The 23,599-nt window shown below is 46.5% G+C and carries 14 protein-coding genes; 6 read left to right on the top strand and 8 right to left on the bottom strand.

From position 1 onward, the window contains the following. Positions 1 to 13: 13 nt before the first annotated feature. Together BLS14_RS17595 and BLS14_RS17590 are read right to left on the bottom strand one after the other, a co-directional pair. Positions 14 to 1,069: a hypothetical protein gene (locus BLS14_RS17595; protein WP_090953160.1), complete on the bottom strand. Its 1,056-nt coding sequence runs from the start codon at positions 1,067 to 1,069 to the stop codon at positions 14 to 16. Beyond that, on the bottom strand, positions 1,069 to 2,904 hold the full coding sequence (locus BLS14_RS17590) for an HSP90 family protein (RefSeq protein ID WP_090953159.1): 1,836 nt from the start codon (positions 2,902 to 2,904) through the stop codon (positions 1,069 to 1,071). The genes BLS14_RS17595 and BLS14_RS17590 overlap by 1 nt, the downstream gene beginning before the upstream one ends. Before the next feature lie 448 nt (positions 2,905 to 3,352). Here BLS14_RS17590 and BLS14_RS17585 point away from each other — a divergent pair, with 448 nt between their 5' ends. From BLS14_RS17585 to BLS14_RS17570, 4 genes are all read left to right on the top strand, one after another. Then, positions 3,353 to 4,258, top strand: coding sequence for an ABC transporter ATP-binding protein (locus tag BLS14_RS17585; RefSeq protein ID WP_176854588.1), 906 nt, complete (start codon positions 3,353 to 3,355; stop codon positions 4,256 to 4,258). Beyond that, positions 4,251 to 5,084, top strand: coding sequence for an ABC transporter permease subunit (locus BLS14_RS17580; RefSeq protein ID WP_064640038.1), 834 nt, complete (start codon positions 4,251 to 4,253; stop codon positions 5,082 to 5,084). Before BLS14_RS17585 ends, BLS14_RS17580 begins: the two co-directional genes overlap by 8 nt. A gap of 152 nt (positions 5,085 to 5,236) precedes the next feature. Next, the gene (locus tag BLS14_RS17575; RefSeq protein WP_063564454.1) at positions 5,237 to 6,523 is read left to right on the top strand and encodes a hypothetical protein; all 1,287 of its coding nucleotides are present in this window, start codon (positions 5,237 to 5,239) and stop codon (positions 6,521 to 6,523) included. A gap of 198 nt (positions 6,524 to 6,721) precedes the next feature. After that, positions 6,722 to 8,350, top strand: a complete 1,629-nt coding sequence (locus BLS14_RS17570) for a helix-turn-helix domain-containing protein (protein WP_176854586.1) — start codon at positions 6,722 to 6,724, stop codon at positions 8,348 to 8,350. Between the two features lie 97 nt (positions 8,351 to 8,447). Here the strand turns inward: BLS14_RS17570 and BLS14_RS17565 are convergent, their stop codons facing one another. Next, complete coding sequence (locus BLS14_RS17565; protein ID WP_063564456.1) at positions 8,448 to 9,020, bottom strand: GbsR/MarR family transcriptional regulator; 573 nt, start codon at positions 9,018 to 9,020, stop codon at positions 8,448 to 8,450. Positions 9,021 to 9,517: 497 nt separating this feature from the next. On the opposite strand from BLS14_RS17565, the gene BLS14_RS17560 reads away from it, so the two are divergent. Both BLS14_RS17560 and BLS14_RS17555 read left to right on the top strand, forming a co-directional pair. Next, a complete protein-coding gene (locus tag BLS14_RS17560) occupies positions 9,518 to 10,747 on the top strand; it encodes a quaternary amine ABC transporter ATP-binding protein (RefSeq protein ID WP_063564457.1) in 1,230 nt (409 codons plus the stop codon). Further along, positions 10,713 to 13,304 carry a glycine betaine ABC transporter substrate-binding protein gene (locus tag BLS14_RS17555; protein WP_090953153.1) on the top strand — a complete coding sequence of 864 codons (2,592 nt, stop codon included), beginning with the start codon at positions 10,713 to 10,715 and terminating at the stop codon, positions 13,302 to 13,304. Before BLS14_RS17560 ends, BLS14_RS17555 begins: the two co-directional genes overlap by 35 nt. A 167-nt stretch (positions 13,305 to 13,471) precedes the next feature. On the opposite strand, the gene BLS14_RS17550 is transcribed toward BLS14_RS17555, so the two are convergent. From BLS14_RS17550 to BLS14_RS17530, 5 genes are all read right to left on the bottom strand, one after another. Then, positions 13,472 to 13,684, bottom strand: a complete 213-nt coding sequence (locus tag BLS14_RS17550; RefSeq protein ID WP_064640044.1) for an immunity 17 family protein — start codon at positions 13,682 to 13,684, stop codon at positions 13,472 to 13,474. Between the two features lie 156 nt (positions 13,685 to 13,840). Further along, positions 13,841 to 19,405 carry an S-layer homology domain-containing protein gene (locus BLS14_RS17545; RefSeq protein ID WP_090953151.1) on the bottom strand — a complete coding sequence of 1,855 codons (5,565 nt, stop codon included), beginning with the start codon at positions 19,403 to 19,405 and terminating at the stop codon, positions 13,841 to 13,843. Between the two features lie 487 nt (positions 19,406 to 19,892). Next, on the bottom strand, positions 19,893 to 21,266 hold the full coding sequence (locus tag BLS14_RS17540; RefSeq protein WP_063564461.1) for an ABC transporter substrate-binding protein: 1,374 nt from the start codon (positions 21,264 to 21,266) through the stop codon (positions 19,893 to 19,895). Between the two features lie 293 nt (positions 21,267 to 21,559). Next, complete coding sequence (locus BLS14_RS17535) at positions 21,560 to 22,381, bottom strand: carbohydrate ABC transporter permease (protein WP_090953150.1); 822 nt, start codon at positions 22,379 to 22,381, stop codon at positions 21,560 to 21,562. Further along, complete coding sequence (locus BLS14_RS17530) at positions 22,378 to 23,244, bottom strand: carbohydrate ABC transporter permease (protein ID WP_371121650.1); 867 nt, start codon at positions 23,242 to 23,244, stop codon at positions 22,378 to 22,380. Before BLS14_RS17530 ends, BLS14_RS17535 begins: the two co-directional genes overlap by 4 nt. Positions 23,245 to 23,599 lie beyond the last annotated feature (355 nt).

Genomic DNA, 23,599 nt, shown 5'->3' with positions numbered 1-23,599 from the left:
TCTTCCTCTTCTCCTATACCTCGCTTAACATGGAAGAGACATGTTGATTGCCATTCCGCTGGTCATATTTGTCTGCGGCCGCTTTGGCATATGCCGCAAAATAGTCGGCCAGTTTACGCAAATCTCCTGGATCTCCTTCATAAGAGAATGAAGCAGGAAGCCGCAATCGGTATCCTGGAGATTCATCAGCCCAGCGGCGCAGCAGTTGTGCTGCTCTAGCATAGAACATCATTTTGGCAAACGGATCTTCATGATCCATCGCGAGCACTATACTTTCTTCCAGTACATCGATGCCCTTCGCCGGGTTCGTGCGTGCAAGATAATCCATCTGCTCAGCAAAGCTCTGCACAAAATCATTATGTCCTTTGATCATGCGATAGCCTTTGGCCTGATGTTTGTCAGCTTCATCAATCTTACCAAGTCGGTATAGTGGCATCAAAATCTCCGATAAGGTCAGGTGCGGAATTTCGGCACAACTCATTCTCCCTTTCAAAATGGGCTTCGCTGCTTCCAATACCTTCTCATCATCACCTGCCAATAACCAGTAGCGCATGATCTCGTCCTGCTCACAGGCTTCACAATCACTCATAAAGTCACGATCCATACTTCTGAACTTCGTATAACTGGTACCCGCCTCCTCCAGATCGCCAAGATCCATGGATATGCGGAATCGATAATACCAATACGAACGTTCACTGTACCCAAATGATTTGAAGCGACGTCCAAAGTCCTCCAGCAGCTCCATCATTTTATCGCGAGACACTTCCGGGAAGCTGGATAGTTCTCCCAAAATCCATTTATACGACCACATTAACGTTTCTTCGTCATAGCGTTCTGGCTCTTGATCAAACTTGCCCAGCTGCCAGGAAAAAGCAATCAGTGCTTTCATCGGATAACCGCAGAATGTCGCGGTCTCCACGATCTCTGAACGCGCTTCGTACGCTTCCTCCTCCATGCCATTCACATCGGCGACTCTTGCCGCTTCCTCTAGCATGCCAAGCTTCGCTGTTCCATTAGGCAGGCCATAGGCCTCATCCATCAAATCCTCAAAATCCATTTCGGTCTTCATCAGGCATCCCCCTTACGATCTGTATTCGCACGCAAACCCCAATCAATAAAACGAACGATGCCCTGATTCAGCACCTCAAGCTCCTGTCGATTCATCGCATAATGCCCCATCATTAATGCATTGACATACAACATCTCAATAGCAATCGGAGTCATTTGGGCATCCGGTGAAGTCAGGACCCGCTGAATAATTGGATTGCTGATGTTCAGGTACAGGGTCGAATAACCTGCGGAACTAATTCCGGATGACAATGATCCAAGGACGGAGGAGAATAATTCTGTACTCTCCTCACTTGCTTTTTCCAATGCACGCAGCGTGGAAGACTCCTGCGAGAGCGTGAACAGCACCGGCAAATCAGCTGGCTTGAAGCCCTTGACCTCTGCACGGCAGCGGAAACGTTGCAAAGCAGAGTCAGCAAGGCGCAAGGCATCATAATACTGATTCCGTTCAGCTGGTGGCACATCGGTGAAACTCATGGATACCTCATCCGGCTGCAACCGCTGCGTCTGTACATGCTGCACCACTAGTGGCAGCATTGCCATCAAATCGCTGTCGTAGATGTATCCACCGTTAATGACCAGCATCGATTGGGCTGACGCGACATGATGAATCTGGCGATACTCATCCACTGTGGTAGTGAAGTACAACGTCTCTCCCTCACTCATCAACTCACCCAGTTCCCGATGACCACGGGTACTTTCAAACGGAAGCCAGCGGTGAATCATCGCGTAGAACTCCTGATCCTGCACAGCCAGTGCTTTCATCGACAACGCATGCAGGCGAATCAGCTTTTGCAGCCGTTCCGTCTGGCGCTCAGCCATGTCGGCCAATCCTTTACGAAGGGCATCGCCAAGTTCGGAGCGAACCTCTTCCAGCTTTTCATTTTCATAAAAATGTTCCCGTGAAGCTGTCGGTTGAAGCTCGTCTGTCCAGATAAGGCATTTCACGAAAAAGGCCCATTCCGGCAAAATATTCTCCGCCTTCTCCGAGATTAGCATTCGCTTCAGATACACCCGGTGAGAACGCTTGGCATTCAAATTAACTGCATGCGGAAGAACAAATGCGATGCCTCCTGTACGGCCTGAAACCGTCGTCAGTGGGATGAAATCCTGAAACTTCTCTCCTAGCAATCGTTCACCAAAAGCCAGCACTTCCGCTCTGCGTCCACGTGCAAGCTCAGGCTCCATCAACCAGATCGGTGACTCGCTATTGACGATATGTTGAACACCGTCACTATGCAGGATGACTGGATAAGGCAGCAGCGCTCCATAATAGAACAAGGCTTCTTTCACATATTCCGTTTCAAAATAATGCGCTGCGTCCGGCGTACAACGCAGATATACTTTCGTTCCAGGAGACAACTGTGTCTCCAATTGCCGAATCGTATACGTTCCATCGGGCTTACCCCGCCACTCCATCGAAGGTCCACCCTTAGCGGATTGCGTCAGCATGACGATTTCATGACTCACCATGAAACAGGACAATAATCCGATTCCAAATCGCCCGATAAACGAAGTCTCTCCATCCATCAAGGCCTGCTGCCCGCGCTTCGAAGATTGTCCGATCATCGCGAGAAACTCATGGATATCGGCTTCCGTCAACCCAATGCCGTTGTCCTCCACCATCATGGTCAACTGCTCGCCTGTTCCGGTCAGTTCTACACGTACTTCACCCTGATATCCTGATTCCGCTTCTGTTCGAGCTGTAATGGCATCAGTCGCATTTTGCATTAATTCACGTAAAAATACTTTAGGGCTGCTGTATAGATGGTTCGATAGAATCTGGATCATACCGCTTAGATTTACCTGAAAGCGATACTCATTGGATGCTGTCATTTCGCTCACCTTCCTCTGGTCCAAACACATCTGATGTTTCCTACTTGGAAGTGTTCATATGATGTGTTAGACGAAATAGTTATGTAATCACAAGAAATGAGGCGTTCCATTGGATGGATACGCCAAGAAACGACGTTAAACCGGCCTTGGCTAACCAAGACCGGCGTTAGATGAATATTCAGGCATTCATGATATGTAAGAGGCCTTAAGTCTAATTACCACGTTATGGATGGCAATGAAACGAGATATTGCATCCTTTTAACCAGAATACATGGTATAGACCACAGTGAAAACAAACCTGAGACCCGATTTCGCCGGACTTTAGGGTGAAGTTGCTGTTTGCGTTTGGGACTAAAGACGTATAATTTTTATTTTTCGGCCCTCCATTTGAACGATATATCTCATCTGGACGTATAATCTCCAAACTCAGATCGGACGGTGAATGTGCATGATTGAAGTTCGCAACATTTCTAAGCAATTTAAAGTGCATCAGGCACTGAACGATGTCAGCTTCACGGTTGAACAAGGCAGCGTTACCGGGCTGATCGGGCCCAACGGTTCGGGCAAAACCACCCTGATCCGCATCATGAACGGTGTTCTCGGTGCTTCGGGTGGGCAAGTGAGCATTAACGGCCTCGATCCCTTCCGTGAGACGGAGAACGTACTCGCCATCTGCGGCACATTAACCGAGCAGAGCGGATTGTATGAAAATATGAGCGGGCATGATAACCTGATCTTTTTTGCTGAAGCTTTCGGTGTACAACGCGCCAAAGAACGGATTGACGAGCTCGTGGATCTGTTCGAATTGCAGGAATATCAACATCGAAAAGTAGGTACCTACAGCACAGGCATGAAAAAACGCGTAGGTCTAGCACGGGTGCTGCTGCACCGTCCCTCCATTCTCTTTCTGGATGAGCCAACCAATGGGCTTGACCCGGATGGGATTCAGATGGTCCTCCGAATCATCCGTCGGCTAAATCAAGAGGAACATATGACGATTCTCGTATCGTCTCATGTGTTATCCCAACTATCGGCCGTGTGTGATCGGTATATTTTTATGGAAAAGGGGCGCAAGGTTGAGGAAGGTACGGAGCAGGAGATCGTCAACCGATACCTGACCTCACCCCGGATTGAGGTTGAAGCGACCATGCCGAATGGCTGGCAAACGGTAACAGGGTATACACCGGAGATGGTTTCCGCGAACAAAGCCGTTTTTCAGCTTCAAACCCGTGAAGATATTCCGTTGTTAATGCGACAATTGACTGAGCGTGGACAAGTCTATCAGGCCCGGATTACGGGCAGCGATCTGGAGAGTATTTATTTTGCCATTAGGGAGGCACATCATCATGAATAACCGACAAGCCATACGTGCACTTGTTCGTAAAGATATTCGAGCTATCACAGCCAGCGTGCAGCTTTGGCTGCCCATGTTGATCGTTCCGCTAGTTATCGGGATCATCATGCCTGGGATACTCATTTGGGCAGCCTCAAGGATGGAACTTGCTTCCCTCGGCAATATGAGTTTCCTGCTTGATACACTGGATAACCTAACCCGTGCCGGGCGGATTCCGCAGCTTGCTTCGATGCCTACGGATAACCATCGTATTGTCTATTACCTGGCCTTGTACATGTTCGCACCCCTGTTTCTCATCATTCCGGTGATGGCATCCAGCATTCTGACGGCCAACAGTTTTGCAGGCGAGAAGGAGCGCAAGACTCTGGAAAGTCTTCTGTTCACTCCGATGAGTATGGATACGTTGTTTAAAGGCAAGGTGTTAGCTGCCCTTATTCCTTCCCTGCTGTTATCCTGGATTACCTTCATTATCTACGGAATCATTGCCAATATCCTGTTGTATCCCATGTTCGGGGCATGGATGTTTCCCAATCTGAACTGGATCATTCTGGTTCTATGGGTTGTTCCAACGTGCAGTCTTGTGGTCATTCTGTTAAATGTACTGATCTCGGCGAAGGTACGTGGATTTCAGGAGGCCTATCAACTCGGAGGACTGGTCGTTCTTCCATTGCTTGCGCTGATTGCTGGTCAGGCGAGCGGCATGCTGCTTATCAGTCCTCTCATGTTAATCCTGGTCGGAGCAGTACTTCTGCTCATCAGTTTCATTTTGCTTCGTCTGGTTACTTTGTGGAACAGTCGTCAACAGCTGGCTGAAAGTCAGATTTAGGCTGAATATGGTTGAATATAACGGCAGAAGATCTGATCTTCTGTCGTTTTTATCTGACTGAGATGTGTAACATATTTTCCATAGTTTACCGATATAACGTAAGGTGATAATGTGTTACTTACATACATAAAAAGAAGGGTGACGATTGATTTATGAACAAATGGTCTACACGTATGCATCGCACGGTTTGCACCTTGCTGCTGTTCACACTGATCACGGCAGCAGTGCTTGGAGGCGGAGCCAATGCTCATGCAGCTTCCCTCAGCCAAACTACGGTATATTATGAGTCCGATGGTGTATTGTACAAAGTATCCGGTGACGGAAGCGGAACTACAGAGGTATTGCTTGATTTTGAAGGAGATGGTCTGTCTGCGGCTGGAACCTATCTCTATTACACTCGTTCCGAGTCTTCCACAACGCTGCTTCGCGTTCCCAATGACGGTTCTAGTGATTCCGCTGAAACGTATGCGACAGATGTATTGAGCTACTTTACGGATAACGGGTTCATCTATTATATGGATTCCAAAGGAACGATCTATCGTGGAAATGGCAATAGCGAAGCTTCCGCTGCCACCAAAATTGCAGACAAAGCAGATACAGATTTCCCGCTGCTCGCCGTAACGAAAGGCCGTGTATATTATAACGGGCTCGTTAATGGAAACCCATGGATCGTTTCTAAGGCATCCAATGGAAGCGGAGCAGTGCAACGAATTGCTGCTGGTGCAGTAGAGAGTCGTTATTTTATGAACGTGGCCAAAAACGAACTGCAATTGATGGTGAACACTGACCCATACGAGCAGTACTACTCTACCAACGCCATTATCATGTACAAGGTAAACTACAATACAGGCAAAGGTACAGCAGTTAATCCCAAAGCAAAGCTGGATGTGAACGCTGTTTACGCTGGCGGCTGGGGCAACAATCTGTATGTGTACAACAAAGGCATCAAGCTGGATAGCAACAAGGATTATGATTATTCAACAGGCAAAGCCTTTGCATTAACCACTTCTGGCAAAACACTTCAGATTCATAGTAAGAGCATCCGGGAGGTCAATCCACTGGGTACGGATAAGGTTGTCGTTGTGGATGCAGACAAAAAGGCGTATGCCAAAACCATCGCCGGGAACAAGGTATCCAAATCTGCCAACCTGAATTTGAACAGTGTCACTTTCGTAACTGCTCAGTTGACCAACGGAACACCAACTATTGCATATCTATCCGGTACAAATGGTCTTTATTCCGTGAGCACAGCTCTCAAAGTAACCAAGCTTGCTGGAGAGGAATGGTCAACGTTCCAGCTTCATGACGATGTTCCGGGCATGTTCTACATCAACGCAAATGATCTCTATCGGCTGTATCATGTGCAAGCCAATGGCACAGGCAAAAAGGTGCTAAGCGACGTTTTCCTGGATGATATCCTGTTGGTCGTGCCAAACTAACCCACGCATGTGGGTATAGACTTATAGAGACTTATAGCTATCTCAACATTCTAGTTTCAAATATAGAGGATAACTCTAAAGCCATCACGGCTCTGGGTATCCTCTTTTTTTCATGTCCAAAACTATTTTTCAAAAACATCTTCCATATGAGAATGATAATTGTTATCATTAAGAAAATAAGACAAAAGGATGGTCCGTATGACTGAACAGCTTTCCTTCATTTCTGAAACCTCATCTCTACCGCTCCTCTCTTCCATGTGCCGTGTACGGCGCGGGGAGCATTTCCGTGTGCAGGGCAAGACGGTGTCCCGGCCCATGCTCTGTCTTATTTTACAAGGAGACGGTGTTCTGGTCTTGAACGATACAGTCTATACCGCCGAAGCCAATCAACTGTATGTTCTTAAGCCAGGAACAACGATTGAGGCGGCTGCACGCTCGGCTGTTACGGAGTTTATAATACTTAGCATGGATACGGTATGTTTGCAGCAAGTGCGTGGCCAATGGAAAATGTCCTCCTCTTCTGGTTTCCCGCTGGATTGGGAGACAGGCAGACTGATGGTTCGTCATGACCAACAAGCCAGAGCGCGAGTTGAACAATTGTATGAAGCCTACCGCGGCGTTCACCCCGATCACTTTATCAGTATACATAGCCAGCTGCACGAGCTTTTGCAGTATCTCTCGGAGAACCGGCTTGAAGAAAATTATGAGAAGGTCGATCCGGCGCTTGAACGCAGCATTATGTATATGAAAAGGTTCATGAGTGAAGGTATCAGCATGGATCAACTGGCCAAAATTGCCGGATTGACGCCAAGCTCCTATTCTCGCAGTTTCAAGAAAGCCAAGGGCATGTCACCTACCGATTATCTGAATCGCTTACGGATTGACGAGGCCAAAAAACAGCTCAAGCAGGAAACATGTGTAATCAAAGACGTCGCCGTATCTGTTGGCTATGGCAATGAATATTATTTTAGCCGCAAATTCAAACAAACCTTGGGGATCGCACCCAGCCTATATATGAAAAAAGACCAAATTCGCGTGGCTACCGCGTCCAGAATGGGACTTCATGAGAACCTCTCTTCGCTCGGATTGTCTCCCGTAGCTGCAATGGACGGATTCCATGATCGGGAGCTTGATGAAGTCGAGCAGCAGCAGCGGCTATCCACACAATTGGAGAAATTACGTCAGGCCAAGCCGGACCTGATTATCGGTGACTTTTATCATCAACCCTTTTACGATAAGCTCAAAAGTATTGCACCTACGGTTATCATGGATCAGGCCCATGAATGGAAAGAAAATCATGTACGCTTGGCTGAACTGGTCGGACGGGAGCAGCAGGCCTTACAGAATTTCAAACAGCTTGAGCTTCGCAACCTTGATATCGGACTCCGTTTGAAGCATCATTTCGGGCAAGAACGTATTATGCTTATGCAGGTTACGAATCAGTCTATCCGGCTCCAGGAAAATATCGAGCATCCATTAAATCGCCTTATCTACGGTGAACTTGGACTGAACCCTGCACAGATCATATGTACAGACTTAATGACAGATGAGTATGCGGCAGATAGCATCCCCATGCTGGATACGGATCATCTGTTCATGAACCGCGTCTCCAATACTCCTGCCAGTGAGAAACTGCTTCGGCGTATGAAACAAACTACAGCCTGGAATCGATCTCCAGCCGTGTTGAAAGGTAACGTACACGATATATCCGATTGGTCTGTACGATCCTGGACCCCCAGCGGACGCCATCAGATCATGGACGAACTGGAACAGATCGTTCAGCAGCTTGTGACCTTATCACGTGTGGGATTAATCGGCCAATTGTAAAGCATGTGTTTTTCTTCATTATAAATGTACAAGTGCGTAACCCCCAAGACAAAAGAGCCCTCTCCAATTCGGAAAGGGCTCTTTGCTTTTGCTGTTATTAATGTTCCTTAATCTCTTCCTTCGGAACCAGTTTGTATATTTCTTCATCTTCCATGGTATCAATCAAGCGATCCAGCCATTTGTAGTAGGCCTCTGCTTGAAGCACCTTATGCTTGTCTTCCTTAAGAATGTGAAGAAGTTCAGCATCTGCTTGTTCATCCAGATCAGCAATCAAACGATTCAGTTCATCAACGGATTTGCGCAGTACCTGAAGGTTACTCTCCACGGCTTTTCTCCATTTAATCACAAAATAATCCGTAAACGTCTGATGCCAGTCATACTCCACTTCATATAGGTCTTTCCGGGAGCCTTTGCTCCATACTTTATTCACCATTTTTAGATCCAGCAGTGTACGTACGCCGGTACTCATGCTCGTTTTGCTCATTTCCATTTCCCGGCCCATATCGTCAAGGGTCATAGGTTTGTCTGCAAAAAAAAGCAATCCATATAAGTGTCCCGTGGACAGCGTAACGCCGTAGAGATCCATATTACGCCCAATGGCTTCAATGACGCGTTTACGGATCCTAAGAACGGTTGCCTGCTGTTCCTCTTGTAAATGGTCCAAGCTCATGCTTGCAACCTCCATTCTCAACATTCCCAGTCTCGGCAAAATAATTGCAACTGTTTAAGATCCGGCTTACATGGGAAAGTATCCGGCAGGACATCCTATATGCCAACAGGCTTTAGGTTACCCCATGTATTTCATGGGAGCTTGACCAAGTTGCAAACGCCTACGACTATCTTTTAACCAAAAAAAACTGCTTAGATTCAGCACATTTTCTATTGTAGAAAAAGCGATATCAAATGTAAAGGTGTCTTATTAGCCAGAATAAGGAGAATGACGGAGCATATGGACGGAAAACTTTGTACAGTTTTTACTGTACAAACATTATGTACTGTTTATTCGGTTGCTATACGGGTTAAGTATTGTTAGAATACAAAACGTTACCCAGAAAGACGGGAAGCGAAGCAACGATTACCGGATTTCGTGGCTGGGCGCACAAGTGTATGGGCTTGTGGATGCTGAAAGCCGTTCGAAGTGCACAACACATCAGAAGGGGTGAAAACATGACCATACTTGAAGTAAAAAATGTAAGTAAACTGTTTGGACCCCAAACCGAGCAAGGTCTACAATTACTGGAGCAAGGTTGGGGCAAAGAAAAGTTGGCCAAAGAAAAACAGATAACGGTTGGTGTCAACCGGGTCAACATGGAAATTCAGGAAGGTGAAATTTTCGTCATCATGGGACTGTCCGGAAGTGGTAAGTCTACACTTGTTCGAATGTTCAATCGTCTGATTGAACCGACATCGGGAGAGATTCTTGTCCATGGTAAAGATCTACGTAAGATGAACAAAGAACAATTGCGCGAAGTGCGTCGGAAAACGATCAGCATGGTATTCCAGAAGTTTGCGTTATTCCCGCACCGTACCGTTCTTGATAATGTGGAGTATGGACTCGAAGTTCAAAAGGTAGATAAAGATGAACGTCGGGAAAAAGCAAAAACGTCGCTTGAACTGGTTGGCCTTAAAGGCTGGGAAGACAAAATGCCGGATGAGCTGAGTGGCGGGATGCAGCAACGTGTAGGTTTGGCTCGTGCGCTGGCGAATGACCCGGAAGTCCTGTTAATGGATGAAGCATTCAGTGCACTTGATCCACTGATTCGTCGTGATATGCAGGATGAGCTGATTGAGCTTCAGGATAAAATGAAAAAGACCATTATTTTCATTACCCATGACTTGGACGAAGCGCTGCGCATCGGCGATCGTATTGCCCTCATGAAAGACGGCGCAGTCGTGCAGATCGGTACTCCGGAAGAAATCATGATTCAACCGGCCAACTCATATGTGGCCCGCTTCGTCGAAGACGTGGACTTGTCCAAGGTCCTTACCGCATCTCATGTTATGCGACGTCCTGAAACGATTACGCTTGACCGTGGTCCTCGTGTTGCCCTCGAATTAATGCGCGAACGTGGTATTTCCAACCTGTTTGTCATTGACCGTTCGAAGAAGCTGCTTGGTGTTATTACAGCAGAGGATGCAACCCGCGCAATGCGCGAAAACAAAGTGTTGAACGATATTCTGATTACGGATGGGCCGACTGTAGCGCCTGAAACCCTGATTCATGAATTGTTCGAAATTGTAAGTTCAGCCCATGTGCCGCTCGCTGTTGTTGGCGAAACCGGCCGTCTGCAAGGTGTTATCGTCCGCGGTGCCCTGCTTGGAGCACTAAGCGGTGAAGTTGCAGTAAAGGAGGAACTTGTGAATGATTCCCAAAATACCACTAGCATCGTGGATTGAAGCGATTGTTGATTGGATGAGCACCTCGCTCTCCGGATTATTTAAAGTCATTTCTGTTGTTATTCAGGAGGTTGTCGGATTTTTCTCCGGGCTGTTCATGCTCCCCCATCCGCTCCTGTTTATTGTAATACTCGGTGTATTGGCATATCTTGTTGGCCGAATACCACTGACCCTGTTTACAGTTATCGGTTTCTTGCTCGTAGATAACCTCGGATATTGGTCCCAATCGATGGATACTTTGGGCCTCGTTATTACGTCAGGATTAGTCTCCATTCTGCTTGGTGTTCCCATCGGTATCTGGCTCGCATACAGCAAAACTGCAGCCCGGATTATTACACCATTGCTTGACTTTATGCAGACCATGCCTGCATTTGTCTACTTGCTGCCAGCGGTAACCTTCTTCAGCCTTGGTGTGGTTCCCGGTGTTATCGCGTCCGTTATATTCGCGATTCCACCTACGATTCGCCTGACTCACCTCGGAATTAAGCAAGTATCTGGCGAACTGGTCGAAGCAGCGGATGCTTTTGGTTCTACGTCCATGCAAAAGTTGTTCAAAGTACAGCTTCCACTCGCATTGCCTACCGTAATGTCAGGGATTAACCAAACCATCATGCTGTCGCTGTCCATGGTTGTTATTGCTTCCATGATCGGTGCACAGGGTATTGGTGCGGAAGTCTATCGTGCGGTAACACAGTTGCAGATTGGTAAAGGTTTTGAAGCTGGTCTGGCTGTCGTGGTTCTTGCGATCGTACTTGACCGTTTCACTCAAAATCTGTTTATGCCAGGCCGTAAGAAAAGCTCACGCTTCTCAGCGAAACAAAAAGCCTGGATTACCGCTGCAGCCACATTTGTTGTGCTCGTAGCTGGTTTCTCACAATACTTTGTTGGCGGCAACAGTACTTCTGCCGGCGGTAACAACACTCCAGCGAATGCTGTAGGTGAAGAAGTCAAATATCAGATCATTGGTATTGATCCGGGTGCAGGCATTATGAAATCCGCTGCCAAAGCCATTGAAGATTATCATTTGACGGACTGGACCCTGATTGAAGGATCTGGTGCAGCGATGACCGCCACACTGGACAAAGCCATTAAAGCGGAAGAACCGATCATTATTACAGGCTGGACTCCACACTGGATGTTCAACAAATATGATCTAAAATATCTGGATGATCCCGAAAAATCTTTCGGTGATGCTGAAGAAATTCACACCATCGCACGTAAAGGCTTGAAAGGAGATCACCCGGTTGCTTATGAATTCCTGTCCCGTTTCCAATGGACATCAGATGAAATGGGCGAAATGATGAGTGCCATCCAAAATGGTACATCTCCAGAAGAAGCCGCAAAAGACTACGCTGAGAAACATGCAGACCAGATTGACGAATGGACCAAAGGTCTGACGCCAGTTAACGGTGATGCATTTAAACTTAGCTATGTAGCCTGGGATTCCGAGATCGCTAGTACTAACCTGTTGAAATATGTCATGGAAAGCAAACTTGGCTATAAAGTTAACGCCCTGCAAGTTGAAGCTGGACCTATGTGGACGGGTGTCGCCTCAGGCGACGTAGATGCCTCTCCAGCAGCTTGGCTGCCATTGACTCACGCTGACTACTGGGAACGTTACAAAGACCAGGTGGATGATCTGGGAGCCAACATGACCGGTGTACGCACAGGGCTCGTTGTTCCTGCATACATGACAGACGTTAATTCGATTGCAGATTTGGAAACAGGTGCTTCTTCCTCCACTCCATCGGCGAATGCCAATGTGGGAAATGAAGTGAATCACCAAATTATCGGTATCGATCCAGGTGCCGGAATTATGAAATCCACAGCGAGTGCCATTGAGAAATACGGTTTGTCTGACTGGAAACTGGTTGAAGGTTCAGGAGCCGCAATGACAGCTACGCTGGATAAAGCGGTTAAGAATAAGGAACCGGTTATCGTTACCGGTTGGACACCGCATTGGATGTTCAATGCATATGACCTGAAATACCTGGACGATCCGGAAGGCGTCTACGGTGAAGCAGAACAAATTCATACCATTGCCCGTAAAGGGTTAAAGGAAGACAAACCTGTCGCTTATGAATTCCTGGATCGCTTCTCCTGGACACCTGAGGATATGGGTGAAATCATGGTTGCCATTCAAAACGGAGAAGATCCCCAAAAAGCCGCAGCAGCTTTTGCAGAGAAGCATAGCGACAAAGTGGCTGAATGGACCAAAGGTCTGACTCCGGTGAATGGAGATTCCATTAAACTAAGTTACGTAGCTTGGGACTCCGAGATTGCAAGTACGAACTTGCTGGAGTACATCCTTAAAGAAAAACTGGGTTACAAAGTAACCTCTCTTCAAGTGGAGATCGGTCCAATGTGGACCGGCATTGCCAATGGTGATGTAGATGCAACTCCAGCTGCATGGTTGCCGCTCACCTCTGCAGATTATTTCAACAAATACAAGGATCAGATCGATGATCTCGGTCCAAATATGGACGGTGCCAAAACAGGTCTGGTTGTACCAACCTATATGGACATCAATTCCATTGAAGATTTAAAAGATAATTAAACCAGATTGAGATGGATAAACCTGAATTTGGCAAAAAGACCACCGGAATTTTTTCGGTGGTCTTTTTTAGTGTAACTTTTAATTGATTAGGTAAGCTATCAGGTGTTTAAAGCTGTGAAACTGAATTATGTACTCAGACTCTACAAATTTCTTTTCTTTTTCTATGCTTACCCAATCAGCAACAATAATACGCCAATGGTAATCAGCACAATACCAAAAATCCCATACACCACTCTTGCACCCTGACGTCCAATGGTTTTCACAAAGAGACCTGCTCTAAAACTCTTCATAAACCAATCCCAATTATTGATTCCACCCAACAAACTGAAAATCCCTGCGGCAATAGCCAATAGTGCGATTAAAACCGGTTGATCTTGCATTTCAACACTCCTTCAATATAATCCTGTCTACTATACCTTCCTCTGGTAAAAATGAACAGTCATTAATTAGTAAAAAAACAGCTTGCAGATGAAGGTCTGCAAGCTGTTCTCATTAGAGTATTGGCTCCCTTTTCATAGGAAGATTGATTAGTCTTATTACTTCGCCTGAAACTCACTCGCTGACATCAACAGGGTTACAACTTCAGCACGAGTTGCTTCAGCGAGCGGGTTAAACATATTCTTGCCTGTACCTTTCACCAGTCCTGCATCATATGCAGCTGCGATATAAGGTACGGCCCATGCAGGTACTTTATTTGCATCTGCAAAGGTTAGTGTGGCATTCGATTTAACTGGAAGTCCGAGCGCTCTTACGAGCATAACCGTCATCTCTACACGGGATACTTTGCCGGATGCACGGAACGTCTCATCCGTATAGCCACTAATGATCCCTTGTTCTACAGCTTGAGCAATAAAGGATTGTGCCCATGCTGGAATTTTGGAAGCATCCTTAAACGTCAACGTCTTGCTGCTGGCTGGGAGTTCAAATGCTCTTGCCAGCATTACAATGAACTCGGCGCGTGTTGCCGGTCCATTTGGACGGAAATTACCGTCCTGATATCCATTCACAATTCCCCGGGAAATGGCCTGCTCAATGGCAGCTGCTGCCCAGTGATTACCGATATCTTTCAAAATCACACCCGGATTGGTTGGTGTAGTACCGCCACCATTCCCATTCCCCGGAACGGAAGGTGTTGTAGGCGTGGTCGGAGTTGTTGGATCTGTTGGTGCTACAGGTGTGGTTGGTGTGGTTGGTGTCGTTGTACCTCCACCACTATTACCACTGCCCGGATTGCTTCCGTTGTCATCCCCCGGAAGTGGAGCTCCCTTCAGATCGGTACTGCGTCCTTCCGTTGTCTGATTTACCGTACCTACACGGTCCAGATGTTCATGGAAGACTTCATAATCGACCAGATTCAGTTCATAGTACCGGTTGTCATCCTTGGCCGCTCTCATGGACCGATAGAAGTCTCCACCGTTAGCCATAAACGAGTTCGTCGCTACGATGTAGTATGCGTTTGGATCGATGTCTGTGTACGTGCCATTGGCATTCTTAATCTGTACTTTGAGCACGCGTTGACCGACTTGGGTCACCGTATTGGTTATAGCGTCAACTTTCTCGCCCGGCTTCGTGGAATCATAGTAGAAACGCATGCCTGAAACTTGCGGGAAGCGCCCTTCGCCTGTTTCTACACCACTCACGCCATTTTCCAGCGCAGCCGTAATTTCCTTACCTGTCATTTTTAGCGCAGACAGGTTGTTTCCATTTGGCATCATTTTCAGCAATTGTTCCAGGGTGATGTCTCCCTCCTTGAACGATTCCCGAATGCCTCCACCATTTTGAATGGCTACATATCCTTTAACATTGTTTTCCTTCACAATAGATTTCACTTTCTCTAGCATGCCGTCTGCTACCAGGTTACCGAGATTGGTTTCCTGCTTACGCACACTGCCGCGTTCTCCATCAAGGAATACGTTCGTTTTACCGATAACTTCTTTTTTGAACTCAGCCAGAGGTTTCGCATAGCTTTCTAATTTCTTGGCTGCTTCCTTATCATCTTCGTAAACATACTTACCGGTGGCATCCTTCGCATCCAGGTTCAGCAATTTGCCGTTCCATGTTTTCAGTACACCTGCTTCGTTGAACGTTACATCCAGTTGACCCAGGGAAACGTCATATTCTCCTGTCTGTACGACCAGCGTAGGATCGGTGTGTGTATCTACAACCACCGGTTTGTTCAGAATAGTGTGTGAATGACCACCCACTACGATGTCGATGCCTTCTACCGCTTCTGCTAGTTTCAGGTCTTCCGAGTAACCCAGATGCGTCAGTGCGATGATTTTGTTAATACCTTCATCTTGCAGCATGTTCACTGTCGCCTGAGCACTAGCTTTGTAATCCTTAAACTTCAGATCATCTCCCGGTGATGACAGGGATACGGTATCCGGTGTCGTCAAACCAAAGATTCCGACTTTCTCGCCGTTTACTTCCGTGATAATGGCCGGATAGATTTGGGAATTCTCACCTGGATTTCCGATGGTACTGTTGTACAAGCCACCCAAACTCGCATCCTTCGTATAGTCAATATTGGCACTCACAAATGGGAATTCCGCTTTTTCAATAAATTTCTTGAGTACGCTTGGGCCTTTATCAAACTCATGGTTTCCGAAGGTCATCGCATCGTATCCGATCATGTTCATGAATTCGAGATCCGCCAGACCGTTAAAGAGGTTAAAGTACAATGTACCCGAGAATACGTCCCCTGCATCCAGCACCAGGGTGTTATCATTGCGTGTTTCTTTAATAGCTGTTACGCGGCGCGGGATGTTATCCAAATGCGCGTGCGTATCATTGGTATGCAATACACGCAGGTTGAAGTCGCCCTCTTCTGCCGTGCTTCCAATGCTCAGCTGCGCGAGCAACGGATCATGGTCACTGACCCGACCATGGGAATCTTCGAAGTCAGCATTCACATGAACCGCTTCGATAGCCGCTGTTTCGGACAGATTTTTGTTCACCAGAATGTGATCCAGTGTCTGAGAGTTTCCGTCATAGATGTAGGAGTAACGCTTGTTCTCTGGCAGTTTGTTTATCAGATTGTCCAGCTTGTCTCCTGCAACAATGTTCAGCGTCTTGGAGAACTGGAAGTCATTGAAGTCTCCAAGTACAGCGACATTTACGTCAGGGTCTTTGTTAATTAATTCAGTTACAAAATCATTGACAATCGTTGCTTGCTGCGCACGCCGCACTTCACTGCTGCGGGTTGCAGGCTGGACATTACCAAATGGGGCTAAATCTCCACCCTTGGAATTGAAATGGTTAGCGATAACGACCACACGTTCACCGTTAAATTCAAATTCCGCAGCAAGCGGTTTTCTTGACGCTTCAAATGCAACATTATCCGGTTTAATTCGCCCTGGATTCAGCGACAGGTTTCCACTTGCATCAAGGGACAGTGCTGTTTTTGCCTCACCCTTGGTACCTGCTTTTAAGGATACTCGATTCGGATTGTACAGGAACCCTACACGAATGTTGCCTCCGGTTGCTCCACCATCCATGTTATTTAGCGGTGCAATATCGGTATACTGATAACTTGGTCCATTATTGCTTTTAATTGCATCCAGAAGCGTTTTGAAGCTCTCACTCGCATCTGTGTTTCCGCTATCTGTTGCGCCGTCGTTATCCTGAACTTCCATGATCCCTATAATATCAGGGCTTTTTAGATTGTTAACGATAATTTTACCGATTTTGTTTCCACGTGCTGCATCTTTTTTACTGAAGTTCTCTACGTTGAATGTAGCAATAGTCAACTTGTCTTGTTGTGATTCAATTGAGGTTGTTGCCTGTTTCAAACCACTGGATGTAATCGGAGGTAAATCGCCTTCCAAGGTGACCTTATAATTACCACTCGAATAAGAAATCACACCATTAATCGGGCCTGCAAATTTATCACCCGTGGTCACAGCTTGAGAAGGTTTTTTATTAATGAATAAGCGTTGAGGATTTAGAGAACTTTCAAACTCTCCAGCTCCATCTCTACTTAAGATTAGTCCTCCTGCCGGGGTCTGCAATGGATTATTAAGTTCGTTGTCTACCGTCACTGCTAATCCAGGATTGTAGGAATAAGGTCCAAGAATAGTAGCATTATCTAACTGAATACGCATGCCTTCCAGACTTTCATAGAAATCAATGGCATCCACGTCCGGGTTGAATTCGCTCAATCCATCCGAATCAATGACATTCGGTATTACGCGACCACCTTTTCCAATGATTACGGGTTGTGGCAATTCAACATTGGGTTGTTCCAACGTAATCTCAGAAGCTACAATTTCAGTGGTTGGCAGGTCTGTTGCGCTTGCTGCATACTCTTTGACTTGACCTGAAACCTTAACTTGATGCTGGATTTTCATTCCATGATCTTTCTTATAGATTAAAATCCCCTCAGAAGTTGCCGGATCTCCATCTTCCTGACCAGGAATGGATTGCATATAGAATGAATCTACGTTAACAACAGATGTAACTACACCTTCTACATTCTGGACTTTCAGTCCGTCATAAATGGAATAATGGCCTGCTCCCTGAATTTCGTGAATACGTACACCATCAAGTCGATCCACCGCAGTATACTCAAAAGAAAAAATGGTGCTTACTCTGCTATCAGCAGTAGCAACAGCTTTAATGATTTGATCTTGATTAATCGTAATAGGCTGTGTGTATTCCGTTGAATTCACAGTTGGTTCAGAACCGTCCAGTGTATAGAAAATTTGGGCACCTACATAAGGGGAAGACAACGTAACTTCCGTTCCTTTTACAATACCACCGGAAGGTGTGCTCGCTGTTACGGAGAGCAAATCCTCCAGAATATCCGACGCCGTTCGAGGAATCAACTCCAGACCGTAAGTGGAATGGTACGTCAAGACTCCTGTCACTTTATGATAAGATTTGCCAACGGAGAGAGCAGACGGGCTGTTTTTGGCATAAATCAGCATTTCACCGCCATGTTCATCTGTCGCCGTGTAAGTGGGCGTGTTGCTTTTTGTCACTTGAATATTGTTTACTTCGACAAGCATCCCTTCATACTGCCCTCCAGAACCCTTACTCCCCCCCGCGCCAGAAGCAAAATGGGAAGAATTGAGTGGTACAGGTGAAGGTATATCCTGTGACTTTTCGACAGTCCGAATATATCCACCCTGAAATCCCGATTTGCTTGCTTCAACCTGGATAAGGCCGTTGTAGATCGTAATTGGGCCGTAGACTTCAATTCGGTCTCCCACTTCCACACCAGAAGCATTACCGCGCACAACGATCCCGGCATCGTTAGCCTGAATATACAGATTGGATACACTTCCGGATAATTCGCTGTAAGTTACAATGCCTTGAACGGTAACGGTCGTATTTTCAATTGCTTTTCTTGCATCAGAGATGGAAATAGGGCTGTTGTCGATGATGGTGTAGTCAAAACTGATAACATCACTATTGTCGATCCCCTCTTTGGCTGCGTAGGTTTCAATGTGAGTTGCATCATTTACCGTGATGGGCACGGTGTAGGGAAGATAATCAACATCCGTATTCTGTTTGTAGTATACAGTTGCACCGACTGTGGTTGTTTCCAAGGCCACCTGGGTCCCTGTTGGAACAGCGCCGGAAGTAGGATTAGCTGTGACGTTTGCCACTTTAGTTACTGGAGTCTCATCGATCAGTTGGAAGGTTGTTGAAGAGGAGTCAATGTATTTGAGGCCAGGAAGAGAAAGATAGGAAGCTAACGTTCCATTGGTTATCCTGACTTTTTTACCAAACAGCTCGGGATTTTTATTTAATCCAAATATGTCACGTACGGAGGTATCACTGGGAATTTGAACAGACATAATCTTGCTTAAATCCCTTTCCCCTGGAGTATCGGCAAGTCCGAAATTACTTCCTCCACTAAACGGAGCTTCGGTTTGAAGTTGGTTTTTAGAATTATTGTTAAAGTACCCGATAACGTATCCTTCTACTGTCCCCGGTAGTCCATCATTGTTGCGAGCTATCGCCTGAGCAACCGTTAACGGCTCATCCGCCGCGGCTGCCTTACTGCTGAACAATCCGGCTGGAATGGCACCCGTGATGAGCAGGACCATGGCCAGGAACAACCTGAGCCACCTCTTCATTTGCAGAACATGCATCTTTTACCTACCTCCATGTTTTAAATTCATAATCATTTGTTCATGAAGCTTGTACATTAGTTCAAATATAAGATAACTGAACTTCTATTACGTGTAAACAATATTCTTTTTAAATGATATAAAATTGAACACAAACATCACAAAATTGATGACAAAAAATAAAAATAGGTAAAAAAGTACTACTTCACAGCTTTTATATGTCAGATTTATTACTTTTATAGTGAATTTCTGTGTATAAAAACCTATATTGAGTAACTTAAACTGACATAATAAAGATGTGGATCTCTGTATTCGACATATATTGCTAGATATCCCTATAGCCAATTCGCCTTAAAGCAATTTTGTTCAAGATATTTTCACAGCAAAACGATGCGACAGTCAGGGTTGACCATCGCATACGTCTCACTCGTTATGAAATCCTAAGTTAAGCCATACATTTCAACTTTGCTATATCCAGCCTAAAGTTTGTCCTATTTCAAGAAATAAGTTACTTCTTCACCGTGCTGTTATACTGCCCAATCTTGTCTGTAATTTGCTTCGCTGCTGCATCCAATACGTCTTGCGGTGTACCTTGTCCATTCAGAACTGTCTCGATCGCTCCTTCGACAATTTGACGTGCTTCGGGGAATACACCCATTACAGCCCCGGATGTTGCTGTCGAATCAGCGGAAGCGTGCAATTGGTCGACTGCTGTCTGGAATTGCGGGTACTTCGCCATATTATCCTTTAATACTTGCTCATCGTAGGCTGCTGTCGTAATAGGGAAGTATCCTGTCGCAACACTCCAGTTAGCTTGTACCTTAGGTGTAGCCAGGTACTTGATAAACTCCCAAGCGGCTTGCTGTTGAGCTTCGGATTTGTTGTTCATAATATACAAGCTTGCGCCACCAACAACGACGCCGCCTTCTTTGGCATCTGCTGGACGTGGCAGGAAGCCTGTTCCCAGCTCAAACTTGCCACCAGCACCCTCTACAATTTTGCGCAATCCAGCGGTGGAATCCAGCGTCATACCGATTTGCTGTGCGGTAAACGCAGCGGTCGTATCGTCAGTGCTGCGTCCCAGATTAGAGACGGTTTTCTCGTCCATCATCTTTTTCCACCATGTCAAAGTCTTCACACCAGCTTCAGAGTTCAGCATGGATTCAGTCGCTGCACCGGTTCTTCCGTTACCATTGTTTACATAATCTGCATTCTGGTTCGCAAAGAACTGTTCCATAAACCAGCCATAGATGGCCATGGATGCACCTGGTTTACCGTCTTTCGCCAGTGCTTTAGCTGCTTGCTCAAACTCTTCATATGTCTTAGGCGGGTTCTCCGGGTCCAAACCAGCAGCTTTGAACATATCTTTGTTGTAATACAGAATCGGGTTCGATGTGTTGAACGGCATCGCATTTAATTTGCCATCGATGGTGTAATAACGGATGATATTGGGCTCCAATTGGGACAGATCGAACTTATCTTTATCGATAAATTGCTGTACCGGCGTAATCATGCCCGAATCGATCATAAACTTGCTGCCGATCTCGTACACTTGGATAATATCCGGACCACTGTCCGAACCCATGGAAGCTTTGAGTTTGTTCAGGCTCTCATCATATTTCCCTTGATAGATTGCCTTCACCTGAATGTCCGGGTGACTTGCGTTGAAATCGGAAGCGAGTTGATTAATGGCTTTCTCCCCTGCACCCGACATCGAATGCCACCACGTCAGTTGTACCGGTTCAGCAGCTGCAGCATCTGCCTGCGCTCCGCCCGTTGTGCTTGTTGTTTCGGTTTTTCCGCCACAAGCGGACAATACCAGCATAAGTGCAGCCAACATCAATGCAAATGTTCCTCTTTTTTTCAAACGAAACCCGATCATAATCGCTCTCCTTTTTTTGGGGCTCACGTCACAATAAGTGCTTTAATTTCTGCAAGGTGGCCGTTATGGTTACGAATCGTTCTTTCGATCGCTGTTATCACCGGATTTTTTTCATCTCCCTCAAAGGAGAAAATCCGGTGATAAAGGCGAACGCTTCGCTTCTACAGAATCGATTTCGTCCCCTCCACTGCTTTTGCAGCCTTTAAAGAACTTATTTCAAGAGTGAGGCCTTGTTTATTCGCTCCTGGGTATCCAAACCACTAACCCGTTAAATCCATACACTCTTAACTTAATCAACCCTTCAGCGCGCCTGCGGCCATACCGCGGACAAGCTGTTTCAAACCGAAGACCAGAAGCAGCAGCGACGGTAAAATAACAAGCGCTGTGCCGGCAAACACCAGATTCCATGCTGTGGATTCCTGGAACTCCAGCATCGAGATCCCGATCTGTACCGTCCTCATCTCTGGAGTATTTGTAACAAGCAGTGGCCACAGATAGGAGTTGTACATGCTCAGGAACGAATAGATTGCCAATGTTCCAAGTGCCGGGCGAGACAATGGCAGGACATGGGACACAAAATACCGGATATGCCCACAGCCATCGATCTTCGCTGCTTCAAACAGTTCCTTGGGCAGCTGCATGAAGAATTGTCTCAGCAGGAATGTACCGAACGCTGTTGCCAGGAACGGAATGGTCAGTCCCTGATACGTATCGAGCCAGCCCCAACTGCGCACCGTCAGATAGTTCGGGATCATGGTGACTTCCCAAGGAATCATCATCGTCGCCACAAACATGCTAAAGATGACGTTCTTGCCTTTAAACTCCATTTTCGCGAATGCATAGGCCGCCATACTCGCTGTAACAAGCTGACCAAGCATCGTCAGTCCTGCCACCAGGAATGTATTGCCGATAAACGAACCAATCGGAACGATATCGAATACTTCCGTGAAATTGGACAGGTCTATCGATTGCGGGATGATATGAGGGGGATACGCACTGGCATCCTCCGGCGTCATGACCGCCATGAAAAAGGTGTACAGCACCGGATACAGTACAAGTGCCGCACAGAATGTAAGCAACACATACAGCAATGTTTTGGTCCATGGTGTCCTCATTGGTAATGCACTTTCCTTTCCACCCATTTGAACTGAATCAGGGTCAGCAGCATAATGACCGCGAACAGGATAAGCGCCTGCGCACTGCCCGTCCCAAAGCGGAAATTAACAAACGCTTCCTGATAGATGGAATATACGAATACATTGGTGCTGTCCATCGGGCCACCACGGGTTAGAATGTTGATTTGACCAAATGATTGGAACGCACCAATGATCGATACAACTGTGACGAAAAACAGGGTTGGCGACAGCAGTGGCATCGAGATTTTGCGAAAAGTAAGTAAAGGACCTGCGCCATCAATCTTCGCGCTCTCATAAATTTCATCCGGGATGCCCTGTAATCCGCTGGATAGAATAATGTAATTGAATCCGAGATTCATCCAAATCGTCATAATGGAGATCGATATTAAGGCCCAATCCGGGCTGGTCAGCCAGGGAATTGGATCGATTTCAACTTTTCCCAATAAATAATTAAGCATGCCCAAGGTCGGATGGAACAGGAACTTCCAGATGACCGCCGATGAACCGACAGACAATACCACGGGCAGAGAGAATACAAACTGGAATATACGCATTCCCTTGAAACGGTTGTGTGTTAATGCCGCTAGAATCAGAGCTGCCAGCATGCCGGTTGGCACGGTAAACAGGACAAATAGCAACGTCACTTTCATGCCTTGCAGGAACAGTCCGGACTGGAATACCGCCTTGAAATTGTCCAGTCCCACATAAGCTGCAATCTGTCCGGTAGGGTCAGTGGAATGCAGACTCAGGTACACCGACTTGAACATCGGATAAAACAGAAACACTGCAAATAAAAGCAGCGATGGTGCCAGGAAACCATAGGCCAGCATATTCTCCCGCATTCGCTGCACACGCAGCGAAGCTGTCCGGCGCTGACTTGTACCCCATACGCGCCGTCTGGCAGCAGGCAAGCCGATCCGGTTGTCAAGCTCACTCATCGGATTTTCTTCCCCCTTGATCTACGCATTCGGTGTGTGAACTTCATCACCCACATTATCTAGTGTAAAAGCCAACTGTCACAGCAGCATCCGTTCTGAATCAACGCAGCGTTAATCGTGGACAAGCGACTTTACCAAACAAGGGATGTTAAATAGACTTCATAACAAGCTCAGCAAACAGCAAAAAAACCGCAAGAACTCCCTTGATTCGGGAACGTTCGTGCGGCTTTATGTGTTAAGGGAAGATGAACAACGATTC

The organism is Paenibacillus sp. OK060 (genome assembly GCF_900101205.1).
GTDB classification, from domain to species: Bacteria; Bacillota; Bacilli; order Paenibacillales; family Paenibacillaceae; genus Paenibacillus; species Paenibacillus marchantiae.
This window is presented reverse-complemented; position numbering and strand designations above follow the sequence as displayed.

Excerpts from the sequence above, each read along its gene's own strand:
- BLS14_RS17555 (WP_090953153.1), top strand. The coding sequence starts at position 10,713 with ATGATTCCCAAAATACCACTAGCATCGTGGATTGAAGCGATTGTTGAT.
- BLS14_RS17585 (WP_176854588.1), top strand. The coding sequence starts at position 3,353 with ATGATTGAAGTTCGCAACATTTCTAAGCAATTTAAAGTGCATCAGGCA.
- BLS14_RS17530 (WP_371121650.1), bottom strand. The coding sequence starts at position 23,244 with ATGCGGGAGAATATGCTGGCCTATGGTTTCCTGGCACCATCGCTGCTT.
- BLS14_RS17570 (WP_176854586.1), top strand. The coding sequence starts at position 6,722 with ATGACTGAACAGCTTTCCTTCATTTCTGAAACCTCATCTCTACCGCTC.
- BLS14_RS17580 (WP_064640038.1), top strand. The coding sequence starts at position 4,251 with ATGAATAACCGACAAGCCATACGTGCACTTGTTCGTAAAGATATTCGA.
- BLS14_RS17575 (WP_063564454.1), top strand. The coding sequence starts at position 5,237 with ATGAACAAATGGTCTACACGTATGCATCGCACGGTTTGCACCTTGCTG.
- BLS14_RS17540 (WP_063564461.1), bottom strand. The coding sequence starts at position 21,266 with ATGATCGGGTTTCGTTTGAAAAAAAGAGGAACATTTGCATTGATGTTG.
- BLS14_RS17595 (WP_090953160.1), bottom strand. The coding sequence starts at position 1,069 with ATGAAGACCGAAATGGATTTTGAGGATTTGATGGATGAGGCCTATGGC.
- BLS14_RS17535 (WP_090953150.1), bottom strand. The coding sequence starts at position 22,381 with ATGAGGACACCATGGACCAAAACATTGCTGTATGTGTTGCTTACATTC.
- BLS14_RS17565 (WP_063564456.1), bottom strand. The coding sequence starts at position 9,020 with ATGAGCTTGGACCATTTACAAGAGGAACAGCAGGCAACCGTTCTTAGG.
- BLS14_RS17590 (WP_090953159.1), bottom strand. The coding sequence starts at position 2,904 with ATGACAGCATCCAATGAGTATCGCTTTCAGGTAAATCTAAGCGGTATG.
- BLS14_RS17550 (WP_064640044.1), bottom strand. The coding sequence starts at position 13,684 with ATGCAAGATCAACCGGTTTTAATCGCACTATTGGCTATTGCCGCAGGG.
- BLS14_RS17560 (WP_063564457.1), top strand. The coding sequence starts at position 9,518 with ATGACCATACTTGAAGTAAAAAATGTAAGTAAACTGTTTGGACCCCAA.
- BLS14_RS17545 (WP_090953151.1), bottom strand. The coding sequence starts at position 19,405 with ATGCATGTTCTGCAAATGAAGAGGTGGCTCAGGTTGTTCCTGGCCATG.